General features: G+C 62.9%; 24 protein-coding genes. 17 read left to right on the top strand and 7 right to left on the bottom strand.

Annotated features, from left to right (window positions below):
* Positions 1–30: 30 nt before the first annotated feature.
* Genes queD through xseB form a run of 4 tightly spaced genes read right to left on the bottom strand, consistent with a single transcriptional unit; the run spans position 31 to position 3590 of the window.
* Positions 31–414, bottom strand: a complete 384-nt coding sequence (gene queD, locus D577_RS0105710; RefSeq protein ID WP_018946585.1) for a 6-carboxytetrahydropterin synthase QueD — start codon at positions 412–414, stop codon at positions 31–33.
* A 45-nt stretch (positions 415–459) separates the two neighbouring features.
* Positions 460–2370 (bottom strand): 1-deoxy-D-xylulose-5-phosphate synthase, encoded by a 1911-nt coding sequence (gene dxs / locus D577_RS0105705; RefSeq protein ID WP_018946584.1) that lies wholly within the window; start codon positions 2368–2370, stop codon positions 460–462.
* A 16-nt stretch (positions 2371–2386) separates the two neighbouring features.
* A complete protein-coding gene (ispA, locus tag D577_RS0105700) occupies positions 2387–3325 on the bottom strand; it encodes a (2E,6E)-farnesyl diphosphate synthase (RefSeq protein ID WP_051073621.1) in 939 nt (312 codons plus the stop codon).
* Entirely contained in the window at positions 3306–3590 is a 285-nt protein-coding gene (xseB, locus tag D577_RS0105695) for an exodeoxyribonuclease VII small subunit (RefSeq protein ID WP_018870616.1), read from the bottom strand. The genes ispA and xseB overlap by 20 nt, the downstream gene beginning before the upstream one ends.
* A 198-nt stretch (positions 3591–3788) precedes the next feature.
* Here xseB and D577_RS0105690 point away from each other — a divergent pair, with 198 nt between their 5' ends.
* The 8 genes from D577_RS0105690 (at position 3789) to D577_RS13965 (ending at position 11191) form a co-directional block, all read left to right on the top strand.
* Positions 3789–4208 carry a rubrerythrin family protein gene (locus D577_RS0105690; protein WP_018946582.1) on the top strand — a complete coding sequence of 140 codons (420 nt, stop codon included), beginning with the start codon at positions 3789–3791 and terminating at the stop codon, positions 4206–4208.
* Between the two features lie 90 nt (positions 4209–4298).
* A complete protein-coding gene (locus D577_RS0105685; RefSeq protein WP_018946581.1) occupies positions 4299–5651 on the top strand; it encodes a heterodisulfide reductase-related iron-sulfur binding cluster in 1353 nt (450 codons plus the stop codon).
* Between the two features lie 23 nt (positions 5652–5674).
* Complete coding sequence (locus D577_RS0105680) at positions 5675–5980, top strand: encapsulin-associated ferritin-like protein (protein WP_018946580.1); 306 nt, start codon at positions 5675–5677, stop codon at positions 5978–5980.
* A 49-nt stretch (positions 5981–6029) separates the two neighbouring features.
* The gene (locus tag D577_RS0105675; RefSeq protein WP_018946579.1) at positions 6030–6641 is read left to right on the top strand and encodes a DUF3501 family protein; all 612 of its coding nucleotides are present in this window, start codon (positions 6030–6032) and stop codon (positions 6639–6641) included.
* 618 nt (positions 6642–7259) lie between these two features.
* Complete coding sequence (locus D577_RS13985; RefSeq protein ID WP_208854540.1) at positions 7260–8258, top strand: hypothetical protein; 999 nt, start codon at positions 7260–7262, stop codon at positions 8256–8258.
* 75 nt (positions 8259–8333) lie between these two features.
* Positions 8334–8987, top strand: a complete 654-nt coding sequence (locus D577_RS13980) for a restriction endonuclease (RefSeq protein ID WP_081618808.1) — start codon at positions 8334–8336, stop codon at positions 8985–8987.
* 1 nt (position 8988) lies between these two features.
* A complete protein-coding gene (locus D577_RS13975) occupies positions 8989–10536 on the top strand; it encodes an SAM-dependent methyltransferase (protein WP_081618807.1) in 1548 nt (515 codons plus the stop codon).
* A gap of 382 nt (positions 10537–10918) precedes the next feature.
* Positions 10919–11191, top strand: coding sequence for an antitoxin (locus tag D577_RS13965; protein ID WP_077244722.1), 273 nt, complete (start codon positions 10919–10921; stop codon positions 11189–11191).
* A 214-nt stretch (positions 11192–11405) separates the two neighbouring features.
* Here the strand turns inward: D577_RS13965 and radA are convergent, their stop codons facing one another.
* The 3 genes from radA to D577_RS0105655 form a co-directional block, all read right to left on the bottom strand.
* A complete protein-coding gene (gene radA / locus D577_RS0105665; protein ID WP_018946577.1) occupies positions 11406–12755 on the bottom strand; it encodes a DNA repair protein RadA in 1350 nt (449 codons plus the stop codon).
* Position 12756: 1 nt separating this feature from the next.
* Complete coding sequence (locus tag D577_RS0105660) at positions 12757–14037, bottom strand: HlyC/CorC family transporter (protein ID WP_018946576.1); 1281 nt, start codon at positions 14035–14037, stop codon at positions 12757–12759.
* A 79-nt stretch (positions 14038–14116) separates the two neighbouring features.
* Positions 14117–14917 (bottom strand): inner membrane protein YpjD, encoded by an 801-nt coding sequence (locus D577_RS0105655; RefSeq protein WP_018946575.1) that lies wholly within the window; start codon positions 14915–14917, stop codon positions 14117–14119.
* Between the two features lie 134 nt (positions 14918–15051).
* Between D577_RS0105655 and ffh the strand changes: the two genes are divergently transcribed.
* From ffh to soxX (D577_RS0105610), 9 genes are all read left to right on the top strand, one after another.
* A complete protein-coding gene (gene ffh / locus D577_RS0105650; protein ID WP_018946574.1) occupies positions 15052–16440 on the top strand; it encodes a signal recognition particle protein in 1389 nt (462 codons plus the stop codon).
* 89 nt (positions 16441–16529) lie between these two features.
* On the top strand, positions 16530–16790 hold the full coding sequence (gene rpsP / locus D577_RS0105645) for a 30S ribosomal protein S16 (protein WP_018870607.1): 261 nt from the start codon (positions 16530–16532) through the stop codon (positions 16788–16790).
* A 16-nt stretch (positions 16791–16806) separates the two neighbouring features.
* The gene (gene rimM, locus D577_RS0105640) at positions 16807–17316 is read left to right on the top strand and encodes a ribosome maturation factor RimM (RefSeq protein ID WP_018870606.1); all 510 of its coding nucleotides are present in this window, start codon (positions 16807–16809) and stop codon (positions 17314–17316) included.
* A 7-nt stretch (positions 17317–17323) separates the two neighbouring features.
* The gene (gene trmD, locus D577_RS0105635; protein WP_018946573.1) at positions 17324–18091 is read left to right on the top strand and encodes a tRNA (guanosine(37)-N1)-methyltransferase TrmD; all 768 of its coding nucleotides are present in this window, start codon (positions 17324–17326) and stop codon (positions 18089–18091) included.
* A 9-nt stretch (positions 18092–18100) separates the two neighbouring features.
* Positions 18101–18469, top strand: coding sequence for a 50S ribosomal protein L19 (gene rplS, locus D577_RS0105630; RefSeq protein WP_018870604.1), 369 nt, complete (start codon positions 18101–18103; stop codon positions 18467–18469).
* 43 nt (positions 18470–18512) lie between these two features.
* Positions 18513–19025, top strand: coding sequence for a methylated-DNA--[protein]-cysteine S-methyltransferase (locus tag D577_RS0105625; protein ID WP_018946572.1), 513 nt, complete (start codon positions 18513–18515; stop codon positions 19023–19025).
* A gap of 222 nt (positions 19026–19247) precedes the next feature.
* Complete coding sequence (soxA, locus tag D577_RS0105620; protein ID WP_018946571.1) at positions 19248–20057, top strand: sulfur oxidation c-type cytochrome SoxA; 810 nt, start codon at positions 19248–19250, stop codon at positions 20055–20057.
* A gap of 27 nt (positions 20058–20084) precedes the next feature.
* Entirely contained in the window at positions 20085–20765 is a 681-nt protein-coding gene (gene soxX, locus D577_RS0105615; protein ID WP_018946570.1) for a sulfur oxidation c-type cytochrome SoxX, read from the top strand.
* A 230-nt stretch (positions 20766–20995) separates the two neighbouring features.
* Positions 20996–21685: a sulfur oxidation c-type cytochrome SoxX gene (gene soxX / locus D577_RS0105610; protein ID WP_038036012.1), complete on the top strand. Its 690-nt coding sequence runs from the start codon at positions 20996–20998 to the stop codon at positions 21683–21685.
* Positions 21686–21717 lie beyond the last annotated feature (32 nt).

The following is a 21717-nucleotide window of genomic DNA, read 5'->3' as shown; positions in this document are numbered from 1 at the left end:
AGGGGTTGGTGGAGCGAGTGCGGTGTCTGGCTAGCCGTCCTCGCTGTAGCGCACGCAGGCGCGGTCGGTCTCCCACAGGGTAAGGGCGCTGACGCGCAGCCCCGGGCGGTTCAGGCGTTCCGCCAGCTCGCGGAAGAACCAGCGGGCGATGTTCTCCGCGGTGGGATTGACGGTGTCGAACGGCGGCACGTCGTTGAGGTAACGATGATCCAGCTGCCCGGCGATCTCGCGTGCGGCGCTCTTGACCACCTTGAAATCCACCGCCATTCCGGTGTCGTCCAGGGTTTCGGCCTCGACCTCGGCTTCCACCTTCCAGTTGTGGCCGTGCATGTTCGCGCACTGCCCCGGGTAATCGCGCAGGGTGTGCGCGGAGGCGAAGTCGGTCAGGACGCGCAGGGTATAGCGGGCACTCATGTTCGGATTCCGGAAGCGGTCGGCCGGCGGGCCGGGAGATGGCTGTCAGCCTGCAAAGCCTAGCCGGCCGCCCGGTGCGGCGCAATTCTCCTGCCCGGCCGCGTGGCGAATCGCTGCCAGCACGCCGGCGGTATCGAGACCGCATTCGGCGAGGATGGTCTCGCGCGGCCCGTGTTCGGTGAAGCGGTCGGGGATGCCGAGGGTCTGGCAGGGGATGTCCAGCCCCTCCGCCGACAGCCACTCCAGGACCGCGCTGCCGGCGCCGCCGGCGCGGGCATGATCCTCCAGCGTCACCAGGCGGTCGTGTTCCGCCGCCAGGCGGGCCAGGCAGGCGGTATCCAGCGGCTTGACGAAGCGCATGTTGACGACCGTCGCATCCAGGGCTTCGCCGGCCTCCAGCGCCGTATCCAGCAGGGCGCCGAAGGACAGGATGGCGATGCGTTCCCCCGCACCGTCCGCGCCCGCCTCGCGACGGATCTCGGCCTCGCCCACCGGCAGCGGATCCAGACGGTCGCCCGGCTCCGTACCCGGGCCGCTGCCGCGCGGATAGCGCACCGCGGCCGGACCGTTCCAGGCAAAGCCGGTCGCCAGCATGCGGCGGCATTCGGCCTCGTCGGCCGGGGCCATCAGCAGCAGGTTGGGTACGCTGCGCAGCAGGGCGATGTCGAAGGTACCGGCATGGGTGGGGCCGTCGGCGCCGACGATGCCGGCCCGGTCGATGGCGAACAGCACCGGCAGATCCTGCAGGGCGACATCATGGATGACCTGGTCCATGGCCCGCTGCAGGAAGGTCGAGTAGATCGCGACCACCGGGTGCTGGCCCTCGCAGGCCATGCCGGCCGCCAGGGTCACTGCGTGCTGCTCGGCGATGCCGACGTCGAAGTAGCGTTGCGGGAAGCGTTCCGAGAACGCCACCAGGCCGGAGCCTTCGCGCATCGCCGGGGTGATGCCCAGCAGGCGCTCGTCGGCCGCCGCCTGGTCGCACAGCCACTGGCTGAAGACGTCGGTGTAGGTCGGTGCCTTCGGACCGGAGGGGGCGAGACCGTTCTCCGGTTCGAACTTGGACACACCGTGATAGCGGCAGGGGTCCTCTTCGGCCGGGGCATAGCCCTGGCCCTTGCGGGTGACGACGTGCAGCAGCTGCGGTCCGTGTCCGCCGCGCAGGTTCTTGAGGATGCCGGCCAGACCGCTGACATCGTGACCGTCGACCGGGCCGAAGTAGCGAAAGCCCAGTTCCTCGAACAGCGTGCCGGGCACCAGCATGCCCTTCATGTGCTCCTCGGCGCGCTGGGCGAACGCCTTCATCGGTGGCACGAATTCCAGCATGCGCTTGGAGCCCTCGCGCATCGAACTGTACAGGCGCCCCGACAGCAGCCGGGTGAAGTACTGGTTCATCGCGCCCACGTTGGGCGAGATGGACATGTCGTTGTCGTTGAGGATGACCAGCAGGTTGCAGTCCAGCTCGCCGATGTGGTTGAGCGCCTCGAAAGCCATTCCGGCGGTCATCGCGCCGTCGCCGATCACCGCCACGTGGCGCCGGTCGAGGCCTGCGTGGCGGGCGGCCAGGGCCATGCCCGCGGCGGCGCTGATGGAGGTGCTGGAATGCCCGGCGCCGAAGGCGTCGTATTCGCTCTCCGCGCGCTTGGGGAAGCCCGCCAGTCCGCCGTGCTGGCGCAGGGTCGCCATGGCCTCGCGCCGTCCGGTCAGGATCTTGTGCGCATAGGCCTGGTGCCCCACGTCCCAGACGATCCGGTCGTCCGGGGTATCAAAGGCGTAGTGCAGGGCGATCGCCAGTTCCACCGTCCCGAGGTTGGCGGCCAGATGTCCGCCGGTGCGCGAGACACTGTCGATCAGAAAGGTGCGCAGCTCCCGGGCAATCTCCGGCAGTTCGGCGCCCGGTCGGGCGCGCAGATCGGATGGCCACTCGATGGCATCGAGGAGGGGGGTGGCTTGCATCGTGGAGGGCACCGGCTCAGTGGATGCGGTCGACAATGTAACGCGCGAGATGGCGAAGCAAATCGGCCTCCGCATCCAGGGGTTGCAGCGCCTCGAGTGCCTGGTCGACCAGCGCCACCGCGCGTTCGCGCGAGGCTTCCAGGCCCATCAGCGCGGGGAAGGTCGACTTGTCCAGGCGCGCATCCGCTCCGCAGGCCTTGCCCAGGGTCTCCGGGTCGCCCTCGACGTCCAGGATGTCGTCGCGGATCTGGAAGGCCAGGCCGATACATTCGGCGTAGTCGGTCAGGCGCGTCAGCAGGGCGTCGTCGGCGCCGCCGGCCAGCCCGCCCAGGCGAACCGAGGCGCGGATCAGGGCGCCGGTTTTCAGCCGGTGCATGCCCTCCAGACCCGGCAGGTCCAGGCGCCCGCCGCAGGCTCCCAGATCGATGGCCTGGCCCCCGGCCATGCCCTGCAGGCCGGCGGCGCGGGCCAGTTCCTGCAGCATGACCGGGGCGCGCCCGGCCGGCAGTGCCGCCGTCCCGCTCGACAGCGTGACAAAGGCCTGCGCCTGCAGGGCATCGCCGGCGAGGATCGCGGTGGCTTCGTCGTAGGCCCGATGACAGGTCGGGCGCCCGCGCCGCAGATCGTCGTCATCCATCGCCGGAAGGTCGTCGTGGATGAGCGAGTAGACGTGGATCATCTCCACCGCCGCGGCTGCGGCATCCAGCGCGTCCTGCGGGGCCCCCAGGGCCTCGCCGGTGGCATACACCAGCAGCGGGCGCAGGCGCTTGCCGCCGGAGAGCGTGGCATAGCGCATTGCCTCGATCAGCCGGGCGTCGGGCGCGCCGGCCGGATCGAGGGCTCGGTCCAGGACCCCCTCGATGCGTTCCTGATACGCGGGGATGGCCTGTTCGGGCGAGGTGGTGGCTGTCACGTCGGGCGTCCGCAGGTCCGGATCAGAAGGGCACCGGGTCATCGTCATCCGTCGCGGGCGGGGTTCCGCTGGCGGCTTCCGGATTGCCGGAGGTTTCGGTGGTCAGGGCTTCCATGCGCCGCTGGGCCTCGTCGAGGGCCCGCTGGCAGCGATCGACCAGCTGCATGCCCTGCTGGAACTCTTCCAGCGACTGTTCCAGACCCAGCTCGCCCGACTCCATGCGGGCCACCAGGGTCTCCAGGGCTTCCAGGCTGGCTTCGAAGTCGGCCGGGGTTCCGGGTGCGGGATCGGGAGTCTCGTCGGACATGGCGATTGTCGGCTGCAAAAACGGCCAAAGTACCGGATCCGCGCGTGCGTGAAAAGCACGAGGGGGCAGGTTGACAGGGCCGGGGGCAGGGCATACATTTGCGATACGGTTTAGACAGAGTCTAAATCACCCTCTGCACTCGATGCGACACTCGCTCGTTGTGTCTGTGTAGAACCCATACGAAGAAGGAGAGACATCATGGATCTGAAAGGCAGCAAGACCGAAGAAGCCCTGAAGGAAGCGTTTGCCGGCGAATCGATGGCGAACCGTCGCTATCTGTACTTCGCTTCCAAGGCGGACGTGGAAGGCTACAACGACGTCGCCACCGTGTTCCGTTCCACCGCCGAAGGTGAAACCGGCCACGCCCACGGCCACCTCGAGTATCTCGAGAGCTGCGGCGATCCGGCCACCGGCCTGGAGTTCGGTTCCACCGACGCGAACCTGAAGACGGCGGTCGCCGGCGAGACCCACGAGTACACCGACATGTACCCGGGCATGGCCAAGACCGCGCGTGACGAGGGCTTCGACGAAGTCGCCGACTGGTTCGAAACCCTGGCCAAGGCGGAGCGGTCCCACGCCAACCGCTTCCAGAAGGCGCTGGACCAGCTGGACGACTGATCGTCGCGGCTCGTGTCCCGCAGCGGGGCCGGTTCAGCCGGCCCCGTCTTGTCTGCAAGAACAGAACAATCAGAACATCCGGAGGGATGAATGTCTGCGCCGACCCATCAACGTGAAGGCAGTCTCGAAGCCCCGACCCGCCATCCACTGGACTGGAAGAACCCCGAGTTCTACAACGAGGAATCGTTGTTCAGCGAGCTCGAGCGCGTCTTCGACATCTGCCACGGCTGCCGGCGCTGCGTCAGTCTGTGTCATTCATTCCCCACGCTGTTCGATCTGGTCGACGAATCCGAGACCATGGAAGTCGACGGGGTCGACAAGAAAGATTTCTGGCAGGTGGTGGATCACTGCTACCTGTGCGACCTGTGCTACCTGACCAAGTGCCCCTACGTCCCGCCGCACGAGTGGAACGTGGATTTCCCGCACCTGATGCTGCGGGCCAAGGCATTCCGGTTCCAGAACGAGGGTGCGAAGACCTCGCACAAACTGCTCTCCAGTACCGACACGGTGGGCAAGCTGGCGGGCATTCCGGTGGTGGCCGGCGCGGTCAACGCGGCCAACAAGAACGCAACGGTGCGCAAGCTGCTGGACAAGACCGTCGGTGTGCACCCGGACGCCCCGGTGCCCGAGTATCACTCGAACAAGGGCCGTTCGCGCGTGGCGAAGGTGGCCGGCGGGGTGAGCAACCCGGAGCCGGCCGGCACCACTCAGGGCCGGGTCGCGCTGTATGCCACCTGCTACGGCAACTACAACGAGCCGCACCTGGTCGAGGATCTGGTCAAGGTCTTCGAACACAACGGCATCGAGGTCACGCTGGTCGAGAAGGAGCAGTGCTGCGGCATGCCCAAGCTCGAGCTGGGCGATCTGGAGTCCGTGGAGGCCTCCAAGGACGCGAACATCCCCGCGATGAAGAAGATGATCGACCAGGGCTACGACATCGTCGCCCCGGTCCCGTCCTGCGTGCTGATGTACAAGCAGGAACTGCCGCTGATGTTCCCCGACGAGCAGGACGTGGCCACGGTACGCGATCGCATCTTCGACCCGTTCGAGTACCTGATGGAGCGCCACAAGGACGGCAAGCTGAACACCGACTTCCCGGAAAAGCTGGGCAAGATCGCCTATCACGCCGCCTGCCATCTGCGCGTGCAGAACATGGGCCTGAAGACCCGCGATCTGCTCAAGCTGGTGCCGGACACCGAGATCGAGACCGTCGAGCGCTGTTCCGGGCATGACGGTACCTATGGCGTGAAGAGCGAATTCTACGAGACGGCCAGCAAGATCTGCCGGCCCGTGGTGAACCGGGTGCAGAAGGCCGAGGCGGACCACTTCTCCAGTGACTGCCCGATGGCCGGACACATGATCGAGAACGGACTGCAGGGCAAGGGCGAGGACAAGGCACCCGAGCACCCGCTGACCCTGCTGCGCCAGGCCTACGGCCTGTAACGACACTAAGGAGGGGAGTCTTCATGGCCAGCGACAGCTATCACGAACCCGTTGCGGAACTGAGCGACGAATCGCGCGAGATGCACCGCGCCATTTCCTCGCTGATGGAAGAGCTCGAGGCGGTGGACTGGTATCAGCAGCGCATCGACGCCTGCAAGGACGACGAACTGAAGGCGATCCTCGCGCACAACCGCGACGAGGAGATCGAACATGCCGCGATGGTGCTGGAATGGATCCGGCGCCGGAACCCGGTGTTCGATCGCGAACTCAAAGACAATCTCTGGTCCGACAAGGACTACACCGACAAAAGCCAGCATCACGACCACTGATGCCCCCCGCGCGGGTGATGTGGCTCCCGGTGCTCGAGGAGGTGAGAACATGGTAACGGAGGAAAACGTGGACAAGCTCAGCCGTGACGACCTGTATTCCCTGGAACAGTATTCCGAGGTACGGCCCAAATTCCGCCGCGACGTGATGGAGCACAAGCGCCACCGCGTGCTGCAGATCGGTCCTGCGGTCACCCTGCACTTCGAAGACCGCATGACCATGCAGTACCAGGTCCAGGAGATGCTGCGGGTCGAGAAGATCTTCGACCGCGAGGGCATCGAGGACGAACTGGGTGCCTACAACCCGCTGATCCCGGACGGCTCCAACTGGAAGGCGACCATGATGGTCGAATTCCCCGACGCGGACGAGCGCAAGGTGCAGCTGTCGAAGCTGATCGGCATCGAGCGTGCGACCTGGGTGCAGGTGGAAGGCCACGACAAGGTCTACCCGATCGCCAATGAAGACCTCGACCGCGAGACCGAGGACAAGACCTCGTCGGTGCACTTCCTGCGCTTCGAGCTGACGCCGACGATGGTGTCGGCGGTCAAGTCCGGCGCGGCCATCGCCGCCGGCGTGGAGCACGAGAACTACAACCACCGCGTGGACGCCGTGCCCGAGGGCATGCGCGAATCGCTGGCGGCGGATCTCGACGCCGTGAACTGACGCGCGGATTCCCGCACGCAGCAGTGAAAAAGGCGCCTCCGGGCGCCTTTTTTGTGTGCAGGCCACGTGGATCCGCGGTCCGGCAGGTTCCGGCTCGCCCCGGGGTTTCAGGGATTTACCCGGGCCTCCCGCCGTTGCGCTGACCGGTGGGGCGCTGCCGTCCGTTCTGGCTTCACGATGTTATACAGAATCCGTATAGCATCGACCGTCTGACGGGCTGCCGACCTTGCATCGACAATATCTGCCCCTCCATGGTGAGGTGACCGGCAATGCCCTCCGCCACGAGTCCCGCCAGACGAGGCCCGGGGAACCGAGTGATCAACCGTTCCGTCCGCACCGATTACCGGTGAGCCCACTTTACCTTAACCCCTTGAAAACACGCGCCTCCCGGTGTCCTTCCCGCAATCAGCGCCCCCTTCCGGCACGGATCCCTGTCGCCATGAGCTCACCTCACGGTTTAGCCATGATCCCACCATGGCTAAACTGTCGGAGCAGAAGCCACCAGAGGAAGGGGCGGTGCCGCGAGGATCAGGTGATATACAGACTCTGTATATCACCAATATTACAGATTCTGTCTAATCTGCTGTTAACCACAAAAAACCAATGGGAGGCAGGGGTTTGTCTCAAGTAAATGTCAGGTCTGAAATTCAGGAAAGCCCCATATCAGGTGAAGTGGCGGCCTTAACTGCAGTCGTTCGTCCGATTTTGATGGGACTTCTCTACAGCTTAAAGGGCGATGTAGTCAAAGAGGCAGGCGAGTATGAGAATCTCAAGCTCAAGATGCTCCCGAGGCTTTATAGACCTGGCGACGGCGATTGCGGCATTTGCTACGAATACGCCGTACATGACGCCATGCTAAGGCGTGATGCTACTGTTTTAGAGCGGGTAGAGGATGCCCTAAAAAAATGCAAGGTGCCTGGTGAAGAGCTCGAATCATTGCTTTTTGGCGTGGAAAAAAAGGGCGCCAGTCAGCTAATAGCAACAGCCGAAAACACGCTGACCGATGACTCGAGAATTCTAACAGGGAAAAGGTCACAGCCACCCAAGCTCAAAGGTTATCTAAACCAGCTAGCGGCGGCATTCCGAAGGGAAAATACTCGCCCATCGCTACCTACTAGTATAAATGGCCTCTGGAAGGCCGATTTGTTTCTTGGAACAACAGATGGAGATAGATGGGTCGGTACGACTGTGAAAATAAACAGTTCGCAACTCGAAGCTGCGAACGGATTAAGGGTCGGGGTAGTACCGGCAATTCAGGGAAAAAGCGATAAAGTAAGAAAAGATGAAAGGAAAAACCTAATAATTTGCCCAATTCCTTACGATGGGGCTTTTATGGAGATTTTTTACAGTGCTTGGGGAATAGTTCAGCAATTCATACAAGCGGACGCGCAGCTACCGAAAGAAGTTTTCTTACCACAGGCCTCTCATCGGCAAGTGGCGAAGGAATTGGCAACAAGAAGGGATTTCCCCGTGCTTGATGTTATTGAGGCACTTGGTCCTGTATCCCAACCAGGCCTTTTAAGAACCCAGGAAAGCTCTCAGTCTATGAAAGCTATTGGCCGAGGCGATTTGCTTCTCGAGGGTCTTATTTCACCGGTTCCGAGGAAAAGTAGTTAACAAGTCGCGCCACGCGGACGCACTAAAGTGCGCCGGTGCGCTCGGGCGTTATGTACAACTCACACCAGAGGTAACATGAAGAAAGAATTAACTATTGATCAGCTTAGCGAAGAGGCTGCGAAATTCGCGGAAATTGAGACCAAGTATGACGAGCCTACGCTATATGGGGTTACTGACGGAAAGGCGGTCGGTACTTACCTAGAGCACAAATTTACAGCCTACCTTGCTGAGAACTACTCTTATCAAGAAGGCAACTCTGCATCGGGCATTGATTTGCCAGGATTGGGCGTGGATATAAAGGTTACAAGCATTAAACAGCCTCAATCATCGTGCCCTTTCAAGTCGGCCACTCAAAAAGTTTATGGGCTGGGATACAGTCTGCTTGTATTTGTCTACGAGAAGTATGACGATCACGAGGATCGCACTGGCAGGCTGGATATGAAGCACACCATTTTCGTAGAGAAAGATGCAACCGCTGATTATCAGACGACAAAAGGACTTGTAGATATTCTCGATAGAGATGGGAATCTTGATGATATCAGTGCATTTTTGGTTGAACGAAATCTCCCGCTTGACGAAATCAGTGCAAATGATCTGGCAGAGAGAATCCTTAAACATCCTCCCAGGATTGGGTATTTAACTATATCTAATGCTTTGCAGTGGAGGCTTCAATATCGAAGAGTTATCGACAAGGCCGGTGATGTCGACGGCGTTCTAAGGATTAGATGATATGGCAAAGACGTTAGACAAATGGCAGTTTGGTGATTTCCAAACTCCAAGCGACCTAGCCACGCGGGTCGTTGAAGTTCTAAAAAGGAATCATCATATTGCGCCCGACTTGATAATTGAGCCAACTTGCGGAAAAGGCGCATTTGTGAGAGCTGCTTTAAGTGGTTTCACTGATTCTAAAGTCGTAGCGTATGAAGTAAATCCAGAGTACGTTTCGGATGCTAGCGCTTCAATTGAGCCAGACCAGGCCGAACGAGTTTCTATTAAGCAAGGTGACTTCTTTCTATTAGATTGGGAAGAAGTGCTAAATCAAAATAAAGGCAGCCTTTTAATTCTCGGTAATCCACCATGGGTGACTAGCAGTGAATTAGGCATTCTCAATAGCGAAAATCTGCCCGAAAAAACTAACTTCCAAGGGAGACGTGGGATCGAAGCTATCACAGGTTCAGGTAATTTTGATATATCTGAGTGGATGCTGCTTCGGCATGTTGACTGGCTGGAAAAGCATGATGGCGCGTTGGCAATGCTATGTAAGTATTCCGTCGCGCGTAAAATTATGCGCAAGTTACGCCAAAAAAAGGAGCATCGGCTCTTTGGGCATATCTATTCAATTGACGCGATGAAGTACTTCTCGGCTGCTGTTGACGCATGTTTGTTTGTTCTTACAACCGATGTAGGCAATGCGGATTGTGAGGTTTTTGACAGTCTCGAAGCAACTCAGCCAGCCTATATCATTGGGGAAAGGGATGGGTTTGTCGTCAGAGATATCGAAACCTATGAAAAATACAGAAGTCTTCGCGGCCAAGATTCAGTCTATATTTGGCGCTCAGGACTAAAACATGATTGCTCGAAAGTTATGGAGCTAGCCAAGCAGAACGAGGCTTATGAGAATGGCTTCAAAGCTAAAGTAGATGTTGAGCCGACATTCGTTTACCCACTTCTGAAGAGCTCCGATATTGGTAACTCAAGAACAGATATTTGCAGACGCTGGGTAGTGGTTACCCAAAGATCTGTAGGTGAAAGTACCGATAGAATAAAATTTGAGGCTCCTAAAACATACGAGTATCTCGAAAACCATGCTGATGTATTGAATTCTAGAAAAAGCTCGATATACCGTGGAAAGCCAAAGTTTTCCATCTTTGGTGTTGGGGAATACACTTTCCTTCCTTGGAAAGTGGCGATATCAGGGCTATACAAAAAACTGGATTTTTGTCTGGTTGGTCCAATTGATGGAAAGCCGGTTATCTTCGACGACACCGTCAATTTTCTTTCATTTAAGACAGAGAGTGAAGCTAAATTCGTACACTCTCTCCTTATGTCTGAACCGGCTAGAAAATTTTACGATGCGAGCATTTTTTGGGAAGAGAAAAGACCAATTACTACTGAAATTCTAAGGCGCCTTTCCCTAAAAGAAGTAGCCAGATATTTAGGGTTACTGGATAAATATATGGAGTATGTAGGATATAGGGAGACGACAAACGCTGATGGTCAACTTAGTCTCGGAATTGCCGAGAAGGCCACGGGATACAAGCGTGCAAGCAGTACATAACAAAGCGCTGCACTCGGACAATTTTTCCGCTACGCTCCAAAATTGCCGGTGAGCGCGGCGTTAGCTAGTGAGTACAAAAAGCACATAGTGTGCTAAACTTTGACCTATGAAACCTATCACATGGAACCCCGGAGAAGAACAAGCTTCTCCAAGCAGAAAGGAACGTCTCTTTCGAGGATGTGGTTTTGCATATCTCGGTTGGAGGCATCTTGGATACGTTCGAGCATTCGAATCAGGAGCGATATCCGGGGCAACAAATTCATGTGATTGAGATTGAGGGGTATGCGTATTTGGTGCCCTTTGTGGAGTCAGAGGATGAGGTTTTTCTGAAAACGATCATCCCGAGCCGGAAAGCGACCAAAACCTATTTGGGAGGTCCAAAATGAGTAGGCTGGATAAAGAAGAGCAGGAAGTTCTGGATGCATTCGATGCAGGAGAGCTGCAGAGGTCGCCAGACAGTGAAGACAGGAAACTGCGGCATCAACAATACGCCGAGGCCATGTTCAAAAAAGATGCCCGTATTAACATCAGGCTTTCTTCCAAGGATCTTCGGGGGCTCCAGAAGAAAGCCCTGGCGGAAGGTATTCCCTACCAAACACTTGTTGCCAGCATCCTTCATAAATATGTGGAAGGTCGCTTGCACGAGGATCGATAGCTAACCAGGCCATGCACCGGATGCCAAAACCTCCGCTTCGCTCTGGTTTTGTCACCGGTGATGGCGGGCGTTAGCGGCTCATGAACCGACATCGCTGCACACATCAGGCACATGATCGGGCGAAGGTGGAAGGGGTGGGAGGCTTGCGGCGCCACAAGATCCACCAGCGGTGGGGCCGGGGGTAGGCACTGCACGGGAGGCGGCCCGGGCTCGACTACAGCGCGTCGAGGACCTCGCCCAGGCGTGAGACGGCGACTACCTCCATGCCCTTGATTGGCTTGCGCGGGGCGTTGGCGGCGGGGGCGATGGCGCGGGTGTAGCCGTGCTTGGCGGCCTCGCGCAGGCGTTCCTCGCCGTTGGGGACCGGGCGGATCTCGCCTGCCAGGCCCACCTCGCCGAAGGCCAGCAGTTCCTGCGGCAGGGGCCGGTCCCGCAGGCTGGAGAGTGCGGCGGCCAGCATCGGCAGGTCGGCGGCGGTTTCGGTCACGCGTACGCCGCCGACCACGTTGATGAACACGTCCTGGTCGAACAGGGCGACGCCGCCATGGCGGTGCAGCACCGCCAGCAGCATGGTCAGGCGGTTCTGCTCCAGGCCCACGGTGATGCGTCGCGGCTGCGAGGCGTGGCTCTCGGCGACCAGGGCCTGGACCTCCACCAGCAGCGGGCGCGTACCTTCGCGGGTGACCATCACTACGCTGCCGGGCACCGGGTTCTCGTGGCGTGACAGGAAGATCGCCGAGGGGTTGGAGACCGGTTTGAGGCCGGTCTCCAGCATCGCGAACACGCCCAGCTCGTTGACCGCGCCGAAGCGGTTCTTGACCGCCCGCAGCATGCGGTAGCGCCCGTCCGGATCGCCCTCGAAGTACAGCACGGTGTCGACCATGTGTTCGAGGATGCGCGGGCCGGCCAGCTGCCCGTCCTTGGTCACGTGGCCGACCAGGATCACGGTGATGCCGCGCTGCTTGGCGAGCCGCACCAGCGCCGCGGCGGCATCGCGCACCTGGCTGACCGAGCCCGGGGCCGACTGCGAGGCCGCGGTGAACAGGGTCTGGATCGAGTCGATCACCAGCACCCCGGGGCGTTCGCTTTCGCAGGTGGCAATGATGTTTTCGACCTGGGTCTCGGTCAGCAGGCGCAGGCCGTCCACTTCCAGCCCCAGGCGCTGCCCGCGCATGCTCACCTGCTGGGCCGACTCCTCGCCGGTCACATACAGGGTCTGCTCCGCCGGCAGGGCGGCCAGGGTCTGCAGCAGCAGGGTCGACTTGCCGATGCCGGGATCGCCCCCGATCAGGATCACCGAGCCGGTGACCAGGCCGCCGCCCAGCGCGCGGTCGAGTTCGGAGATCCCGGTGGAGGTGCGCGGCAGCTCGCCCGTCTCGACCTCGCCCAGCCGGGTGATGCGTGCGCTCTCGCCGGCATAGCCGCCGCCGCGCGGCCCGGCGGAGGCGACCGGCGCGGCCTCCTCGAGCGTGTTCCAGGCGCCGCATTCCCCGCACTGGCCGGCCCATTTGGGCGAGGTCGCGCCGCAGGCGCGGCAGATGTACTGGGTCTTGCTGCGGGCCATGTCAGTCTTCCGGGGTGGTCGGGCTGTGGTGTTCGGGCGGGATGCGCACGGTGCGGATGGTGTTGTTCTTGATCTGTACGATGTCCATCACCACGCCGTTGATGCGCACGCTGACCGGGGCTTCCGGGATGCTCTCCAGGTGCTCCACGATCAGGCCGCTGAGGGTGCGCGGGCCGTCCAGTGGCAGATCCAGGGCCAGCAGCCGGTTGAGCTCGCGCAGGTGGATGCCGCCGTCGACCATCGCCGCGCCATCTTCCTGGAACAGGATATCGTCGCTCATGGTTGGCGAGTCGGTGGTGAATTCGCCGACGATGTCCTCCAGCAGGTCCTCCAGGGTGATCAGGCCCTGGATGTCACCATATTCATCCACTACCAGCCCGATCCGGCGACGCTGCTGCTGGAAGTTGATCAGCTGGCGGTTCAGCGGCGTCCCTTCGGGAATGAAACAGGGTGCCGTCACCACCTGGCGCAGCGCCTCGGGGCCGAATTCGTCACGTTCGATCAGCGGCAGGACGTCGCGCAGGTGCAGGAAGCCCAGCACCCGGTCCAGCTCGCCCTCCACCACCGGCAGCCGTGTGAAACTGCCGTGCAGCAGCTGATCCAGGACCTCGTTCCACGGCTCGGTCAGGTCCAGCACCACGATCTCGTTACGCGGGATCATGATGTCCTCGACCGTGGCCCGCTCCAGATCCAGCAGGTTGAGCAGCATGCGGCGGTGGTTCGGAGGGATCAGCGAGCCCGCCTCGGAGACCACGCTGCGCAGCTCGTCCGCATTGAGGGCCGAGCGCTGGCGGGCATCCACCGGCACCCCGAACAGCCGCAGGAAATTGTTGGCCAGCAGGTTGATGAGCCATACCACCGGCCACAGCACCCGCATCAGGATGCGGTAGATTCGTGCCGCGGGGTAGGCGACCCGCTCGCTGTGCAGGGCCGCCAGGGTCTTGGGCGCGGTCTCGGCGAAGATCAGCAGGGTCAGGGTCAGTATGCCGGTGGCGATGGCCACCCCGGTGTCGCCGAACAGCCGCCAGCCGATGATGGTGGCGATCTGGGCGATCAGGATGTTGACGAAGTTGTTGCCCAGCAGGATCAGCCCGATCAGCCGGTCCGGTTGTTCCAGAAGGTGTGCGGCATCCGCCGCCCCGCGGTGCCCGGTCTGGGCGCGATGCCGCATGCGGTAGCGGTTCAGCGCCATCAGTGCCGTCTCCGACCCGGAGAAGAAGGCCGACAGCAGGAACAGCACGACCAGCGCGCCGAACAGGACGGACAGCGGGATTTCTTGCAACGGGGCGACCTGCGGTCAGGGGTGGGCTGGCTCCATTTCAGGCAAGCCCCGCGAGGCTGTCAAGCGCCGGGGCAGGGGCTCAGACGCGCCCGAGGATGACCTCCAGCACCAGCTTGGTACCGAAGTAGGCCAGCACCAGCGCGACGAAGCCGCCGGTGGTCCAGGCCAGCGCGCGCGACCCGCGCCAGCCCAGCCGCCAGCGCCCCAGCAGCAGCACCGAGAAGATGAGCCAGGCCAGGATCGACAGCACCGACTTGTGCACCAGGTCCTGGGCGAACAGGTCGTCGACGAAGATGAAGCCCGAGATCAGGCTGAGCCCGAGGAACAGCCAGCCGATGAAGATCATGCGGAACAGCCACAGCTCCATGGAGAACAGCGGCGGCAGGTAGCGCACGATCCCGCGCGTGTGGTGATCGTGCAGGGCGCGGTGCTGGGCGGTCATCACCGCAGCCTGCGCGGTGGATAGTGCAAGAAAAGCCCAGCCCAGGGCGGAAAACAGTACGTGCACCGCGATGCCGGCCGAGGTCGCGTAGCGGGCGTCGCCGTCGCACAGCAGCGCGGTCAGCGCGGCCAGCAGGGTCAGTGGCAGGACCACCATCCCGAGACTGGCCAGCGGGTGACGCAGGGCGGTGACCCACAGCAGGGCCGCCACCAGCCACATCGACGCCGACAGCGCATTGCCCAGGCACAGGTTCCAGCCCGTGCCGGTGACAACCGCCGGCACCAGCGCCACCACGTGGGCGATCAGCGCCAGCAGCCACACTGCCAGCGGTCCGCGTGGCTGCCCGGCGGCCAGCGGTCGGTCGCGTATGCCCAGGGCCAGGTAGCCCAGCGCGATCAGGTACAGAAAAACGGCGATGGTTCCGGCGATCGTGATCATGCGCGGATTATCTCTTGTCGCGCCCGCGAATGCACTTCGTTACCGCGCGCTGCAGGAGACCCCCGGTCACGGGTATAATGTCGGATTCGATGCGGGCCGCTCCCCGCCGATTTCATCCGCAGGAGACACGTCCCATGTTCGACGGCCTTTCCAGTCGCCTCCAGGACACGATGAAGCGCCTGAAGGGTCAGGCGCGCCTGACCGAGGACAACATCCAGGAGGCCCTGCGCGAAGTGCGTATGGCCCTGCTCGAGGCCGACGTCGCGTTGCCGGTGGTGCGCGAGTTCGTGAAGGACGTCAAGGAAAAGGCGCTGGGCAAGGAGGTCATCGGCAGCCTGACGCCGGGGCAGGCCCTGATCAAGGTCGTGCACGACGAGCTGGTCGCGACCATGGGTGGCGAGAACGCCTCCCTCAATCTGGCCGCGCAGCCGCCGGCGGTGGTGCTGGTGGCCGGCCTGCAGGGTGCGGGCAAGACCACCAGTATCGGCAAGCTGGCGAAGCTCCTGCGCGAGCGCGACAAGAAACGCGTGGCCGTGGTCAGCTGCGACGTCTACCGCCCCGCCGCGATCCAGCAGCTGGAGACCCTGGCCGGCCAGGTCGAGGTGACCTTCTACCCCAGCGACACCTCGCAGAAGCCCGACGACATCGCCACCGACGCGGTGCAGCGGGCCCGCCGCGAAGGGGTCGACGTACTGCTGGTGGACACCGCCGGGCGCCTGCACGTCGACGAGGACATGATGGCCGAGGTGCAGAGCCTGCACGCAGCGGTCGAACCGGTGGAGACCCTGTTCGTGGTCGACTCCATGACCGGGCAGGACGCGGCCAACACCGCGCGCGCGTTTGGTGATGCCCTGCCGCTGACCGGCGTGGTGCTGACCAAGGCCGACGGCGATGCCCGCGGGGGTGCCGCCCTGTCGGTGCGGCAGATCACCGGGGTGCCGATCAAGTTCATCGGCACCGGCGAGCGCCCCGACGGGCTCGAACCCTTCCATCCGGAACGTATCGCGTCCCGTATCCTCGGCAAGGGCGACGTGGTCTCCCTGGTCGAGGAGGCCTCGCGCCAGGTGGATCAGGACAAGGCCGAAAAGCTCACGCGCAAGCTGAAGAAGGGGCGCGGCTTCGACCTCAACGACCTGCGCGAACAGCTGGCCCAGATGGAGAAGATGGGCGGCATGGGCAGCATGCTGGAAAAGCTGCCCGGCGGCGGCAAGATGCAGGAGGCGATCAAGAATCAGGCCGGCGACAAGGAGATCCGGCGCATGCAGGCCGTGATCTCCTCGATGACCGACGAGGAACGCCGCCACCCGGACATCATCAAGGGGTCGCGCAAGCGCCGCATCGCCGCGGGCTCCGGCTGCCAGATCCAGGACGTCAACCGCCTGCTCAAGCAGCACACCCAGATGAGCAAGGCGATGAAGAAATTTTCCAAGGGCGGCGCATCGAAGATGATGCGGGCCCTTGGAGGACAAATGGGCGGCATGGGCGGCCCTGGAGGCCCCGGAGGGGGCCTGCCGAAACGCTGACGACGGGGCTTCGGCCTTGTCTTGGCGCTGCAATTCGTTATAATCGCGCGTTTTCTCGCGAAACCGAACTTCACGGGGTTCAAGACTTCATGCTTACAATTCGTCTGTCACGCCGCGGCGCCAAGAAGCGCCCCTTCTACTCGATCGTGGTGACCGACTCCCGCGCCCGCCGCGACAGCGGCTACATCGAGCGCGTCGGTTTTCACAATCCGGTTGCCCGCGGTCAGGAAATCCCGCTGAAGATCGACCTCGAGCGGGTCGATTACTGGCTGAGCCACGGCGCCGGCATGTCCGAGCGCGTGGAGCACCTGGTCAAGGGGTACCGCAAGCAGCAGGCTGCGGCGGCCTGACCTCCGGGAGACGCAGGTGAGCGAGGCGGGTGAGCGCATCCGCGTCGGACGCGTCTCCGGGGTCTACGGCGTCAGGGGCTGGGTCCGGATCTTTTCCGAGACCGAGCCGCGTGACGCCATCACCGGTTTCCCCCGCCTGTGGATGAAACAGGCCGAGGGATGGCGGCTGGTGGAGATTGAAAGCGGCCGCGCGCACGGCCCCGGTGTGGTCATCAAGTTCGCCGGGGTGGCCGATCGCGATGCCGCCTACGGACTGATGGGGGCCGAGCTGGCGATCGAGCGCGAGTGGCTGCCCCCGGCGGAAGAAGGTGAATACTACTGGGCCGACCTGCAGGGCCTGTCCGTTGAACATGTCGACGGCACGCCGCTGGGGACGGTCACCGGTTTCATGGAGACCGGCGCCAATGACGTGATGGTCGTGAGCGGTGAACGCGAGCGGCTGATCCCCTGGGTGCAGGGTCCGTACATTCTCGAGGTCGATCTCGAGGGTGGGCGGATCCGGGTGGACTGGGATCCGGAATACTGACGCGGCGATGCGCTTCGACGTCATCACCCTGTTCCCGGAGCTGGTCGCATCCGTGACGCAGTGGGGCATCCCGCGCCGGGCCGTGGAGGCCGGGCAGCTGGACCTGCGGACCTGGAATCCGCGGGACTGGGCCAGCGGGGTGCACCAGGCGGTGGACGACCGGCCCTATGGCGGTGGCCCCGGCATGGTCATGCAGGTGCCCCCGCTGAAGGGGGCGCTGGACGCCGCCCGGGCCGATGGTGATGAACCGCTGCACGTGGTGGCGCTGACGCCGCAGGGCCGGCCGCTGGACCAGGCCCGGGTGCGGGAGCTGGCGCAGCGGTCGCGGGTGGCGCTGGTCTGCGGCCGCTACGAAGGGATCGACGAACGCTTCATCGAAGCCGAAGTCGACGAAGAAATCTCGCTGGGGGACTACGTGCTCTCCGGCGGTGAACTGGGCGCCATGGCGATCATCGATGCCTGCGCCCGCCTCCGGCCCGGGGTGCTGGGGCATGCGGACTCCGCCGAGCAGGATTCCTTCAGCGAGGGCCTGCTGGACTGTCCGCACTACACCCGGCCGGAGGAACTGAACGGACACCGCGTCCCCGGCGTCCTCCTTGGAGGCGACCACGGCGCGATCCGCCGCTGGCGCCGCCGTGAGGCGCTGGGGCGTACATGGAGCCGCAGGCCGGATCTGCTGGCCCGGCTCGAACTGGGGGGCACGGATCAGGCCCTGCTGGACGAATACCGCGAGCGTCACCGACTGGGTGGCGTCCGCTCCGAGAGCGATGATTGAGGTCGAGCAATGAATAACGTCATTCAGCAACTGGAAGCCGAGCAGATGAAATCCGATGTCCCGGATTTCGGCCCGGGCGATACCGTGGTGGTGCAGGTCAAGGTCCGGGAAGGCGAGCGCGAGCGCCTGCAGGCCTTCGAGGGCGTAGTGATCGGCAAGCGCAACCGCGGGCTGAACTCCGCGTTCACCCTGCGCAAGACCTCCTACGGCAACGGAGTGGAGCGCACCTTCCAGACCCACAGCCCGCAGATCGCCGAGATCCAGGTCAAGCGTCGCGGCAAGGTCCGTCGTGCCAAGCTGTACTACCTGCGCGATCGTACCGGCAAGGCCGCGCGCATCAAGGAAGACGTCCGCGCCCGGGCCAAGGGTCGCGGCTGACCCTCCGGGCCGCGGTTGGTCCCGCGGACCCCCGCACGAGCGCATGCAGGGCCGGCGCTGCATCCTCCCGGGTGCATCGCTGGCCTTTGTGTATGCCTGCGACCCCGAAAACTCCCTCCTCCTGCTCGGCTGGGAAGGCCATGAAACGCGGGTTTCCGTCCCGCTGCGCCTGCCCTTCGCTCCCGAGGTCTACGTCCGGGACCCGCGTGCCTGGGTTCCGCCCGATTGCCTGCCGCCCGGCACCCCGCATCAGCAGCGGGTCTGGCACGCGCTGACCCGCATCCCCGTCGGCGAAACCCGCACCTACGGCCAGATCGCCCGCGCCATCGGCTCCTCGCCGCGGGCCGTGGGCCAGGCCTGTCGTGCCAATCCCTGGCCCCTGTTCATCCCCTGTCATCGTGTCCTGCCGGCCGGCGCCGCCCCCGATCGTGGATCTGCGGGGGGGTACGCCGGCCAGCTCGCGGGGCCCCTGGCCGGCGCCAAACAGGCCCTCCTGGGACACGAAGCTGACCGGAAAATCGAAATCAACGGGAACTTTTTGCAAAAAGGGGAATAGATCCGTTCCCCGGGGCGTCTGCCTATCGGTGCCGGGCTGCAAGAACCCTTGAAAAACAGACTTTTAGGAAACGCTAATATAGCGTTTGTTTGTTGACACGGTGTTCACGCATTCCGCACTCTGCAGCGTAGGTTCGGGCGACGGAGACCCGGGCCCATCGAATAAAACCGTGTGATGGAGGTTTCCATGTTCAAGAAAGCATTGCTCGCCTTGCCCGTAGCAATGGCGGTCGGGGGCGCTGCCCAGGCCGGCGAATGGCAGGACCCGACCGATGTCCTGCAGAAGCTGCTCGACGCCAATCCCGATTCGGTGTATCTGCATCAGAGTGAACAGAACATCATGATGATGCCGGACAACCCCGCCCTGTGGGTGGCGGAAGATGGCGAGCAGCTGTTCTACGAGGAGCGCGGGCCGAACAACGCGTCGCTCGAATCCTGCGACTTCGGCAAGGGCGAGGGCGTGCTGGAAGGCGCCTACGTGGAGCTGCCGCGTTACTTCGAGGACGTCGGCAAGGTCATGGATTTCGAGCAGCGCCTGGTGCACTGCATGAAGGAGATCCAGGGGTTCGACGAGGATGATGCCGCCATTGCCCAGCGTCATGGCAGCGGTTCGGACATCATGCAGCTGACCACCTATATCGCCATGCAGTCTTCCGGCATGGAGTGGCAGCCGCAGAACGAGCATCCCGAGGAGCAGGCGATGATCGCGGCCGGCGAGAAGCTGTTCTTCCGTCGCGGCGGAGCTCAGGACTTCAACTGCGCCTCCTGTCACGGTCAGTCCGGCAAGCGCATCCGTGCGTCGGTCCTGCCCGAGATGCGTAACTCCCAGGAATGGACCAAGGCGGTCTCCTGGCCGGCCCAGCGTGCCGGGCACGACAACGTCCGCAGTCAGAACCACCGCATCCGTGGTTGCGTGTGGCAGATGCGTCATGCCGCCATCAAGCCGGACTCGATGGCCAACACCGCGCTCATCGCCTTCTGGAATGACGCGGCGCGTGGCGAGCCGGCGATCCTGCCCGACCTCAAGCGGTAACCCCGGACGCAATAGGAGACAGCAAGCATGTTCAAGAAAAATACTGTTGCGGCCGGTGTGGCCGCCTTTGCAACCATCGCGCTGGCAACGGGCTGCGCCGTGGCCGAGGGCAACAAGTCGGACGATGTTGACATCACCGCCATGAGCGCGGATGAGTTGGCCGAATACATGATCTTCGAGTCGGACAGCTTCCGTTATGACCAGGTCCCGCAGGAAGGCGGCACCATGGAAGAGCGCATGACCCAGGACGAGATCCAGGCGGCCTGCTCGATCGAGGGTGATCCGGACGGCGAGACCGCCGGCCGCGTGGTGGCCCTGGCTCGTGAGCAGTACGAGGCTCCCGAAGGCGACCTCGAACTGGGCGACTGGGAGCGCGGCGAAGAACTCGCGTTCTCCGGCTACGGCTATCGGATCGGTCACAACATCGATGATCATTCGACCCGGGAAGCCGGCGGCAACTGTGTCAACTGCCACGTTTTCGACGAGGACGGTCCCACTCAGGGCACCATCGGGCCGAGCCTGGTGAATTACGGCGCCACCCGTGGCGACAGCCAGGCGATTCGCGAGTACGTCCACCAGGTGATCAACAATCCGCATCAGTACTTCCCGTGTGCGGAAATGCCCCGCTTCCAGGGGCTGCTGAGCGAGGAGCAGATCAGCCATATCATGGCTTACATGCTGGATCCGGAGTCCCCGGTCAACAACTGATCCGGAGCGGCCGCAAGGCTGCATGACGATCCGTTCGGCGGATCGTGACCCGGGCCGCCGCGTTCCTCGCGGCGGCCCCCTCCCGGGGCATTCGCCACGGGACCAGACATTATTCACCATCGCACCCGCGAGCCGGGGTCAGCCGGGCGCCGCAGTGCACTCTGCCGGTGCCGCCGGCGTGGCTGCGGTCGCGGGTTCGAGGGCGAAACGGAATCGGGGAGACATCAGGGATGCCAGGCCAAAGCGTACGTTGGGGGTTGCCGCTTGCCGTGTCGGCAGCGTTATTCACCACCGGGTGTCAGTTTTTCGGCGACGCCGGCGAGGGCGAAACTGATATCGCCGCGATGGAAACGGACGAACTCGTTGAACACATCGTGTTCGAATCGGACAGCTATCGACTGGATCAGCCCGTTCAGGAAGGTGGTTCGGCCCGCGGGCGCATGGAACAGGATGACCTGCAGCGTGCGTGTTCCGTGGTCGGAGGGGAGCTTCCGGACGATCAGGTGCAGGAGGTGATTACCCTCGCCCGGGAAAGCTACGAGGCTCCCCCCGGGGGACCGCGTCTGGGTGACTGGGAGCGGGGCGCAGAGCTGGCCCGTTCGGGCTACGGTTTCCGCGTGGGTCATCGCAATGACGACCATTCCACGCGCACTCCCGGCGGTAACTGCTACGCCTGTCATCAGATGGATCCGAACGAGCCGATCTACGGTACGATCGGGCCGAGCCTGGTCGGGTACGGGAGCGGCCGGGGTACCGACGAGGCGTCGCTGCGGTATGCGCACGAGGTAATCTCGAATCCGCACCAGTATTTCCCCTGTACGGAGATGCCCCGGTTCGGTGCCAACGAACTGCTGAGCGAGCGGGAGATCAGCCACATCATGGCCTATCTGCTGGACCCGGAGTCCCCGGTAAACCAGTAAACTGCACCCGCAGCGGGCGCCGTGCTCCGTGA

It is taken from the genome of Thioalkalivibrio sp. AKL17 (assembly GCF_000377885.1).
Lineage (GTDB): Bacteria > Pseudomonadota > Gammaproteobacteria > Ectothiorhodospirales > Ectothiorhodospiraceae > Thioalkalivibrio > Thioalkalivibrio halophilus.
The sequence above is the reverse complement of the archived record's forward strand: the minus strand, read 5'-3'. Positions and strand labels throughout refer to the sequence as shown.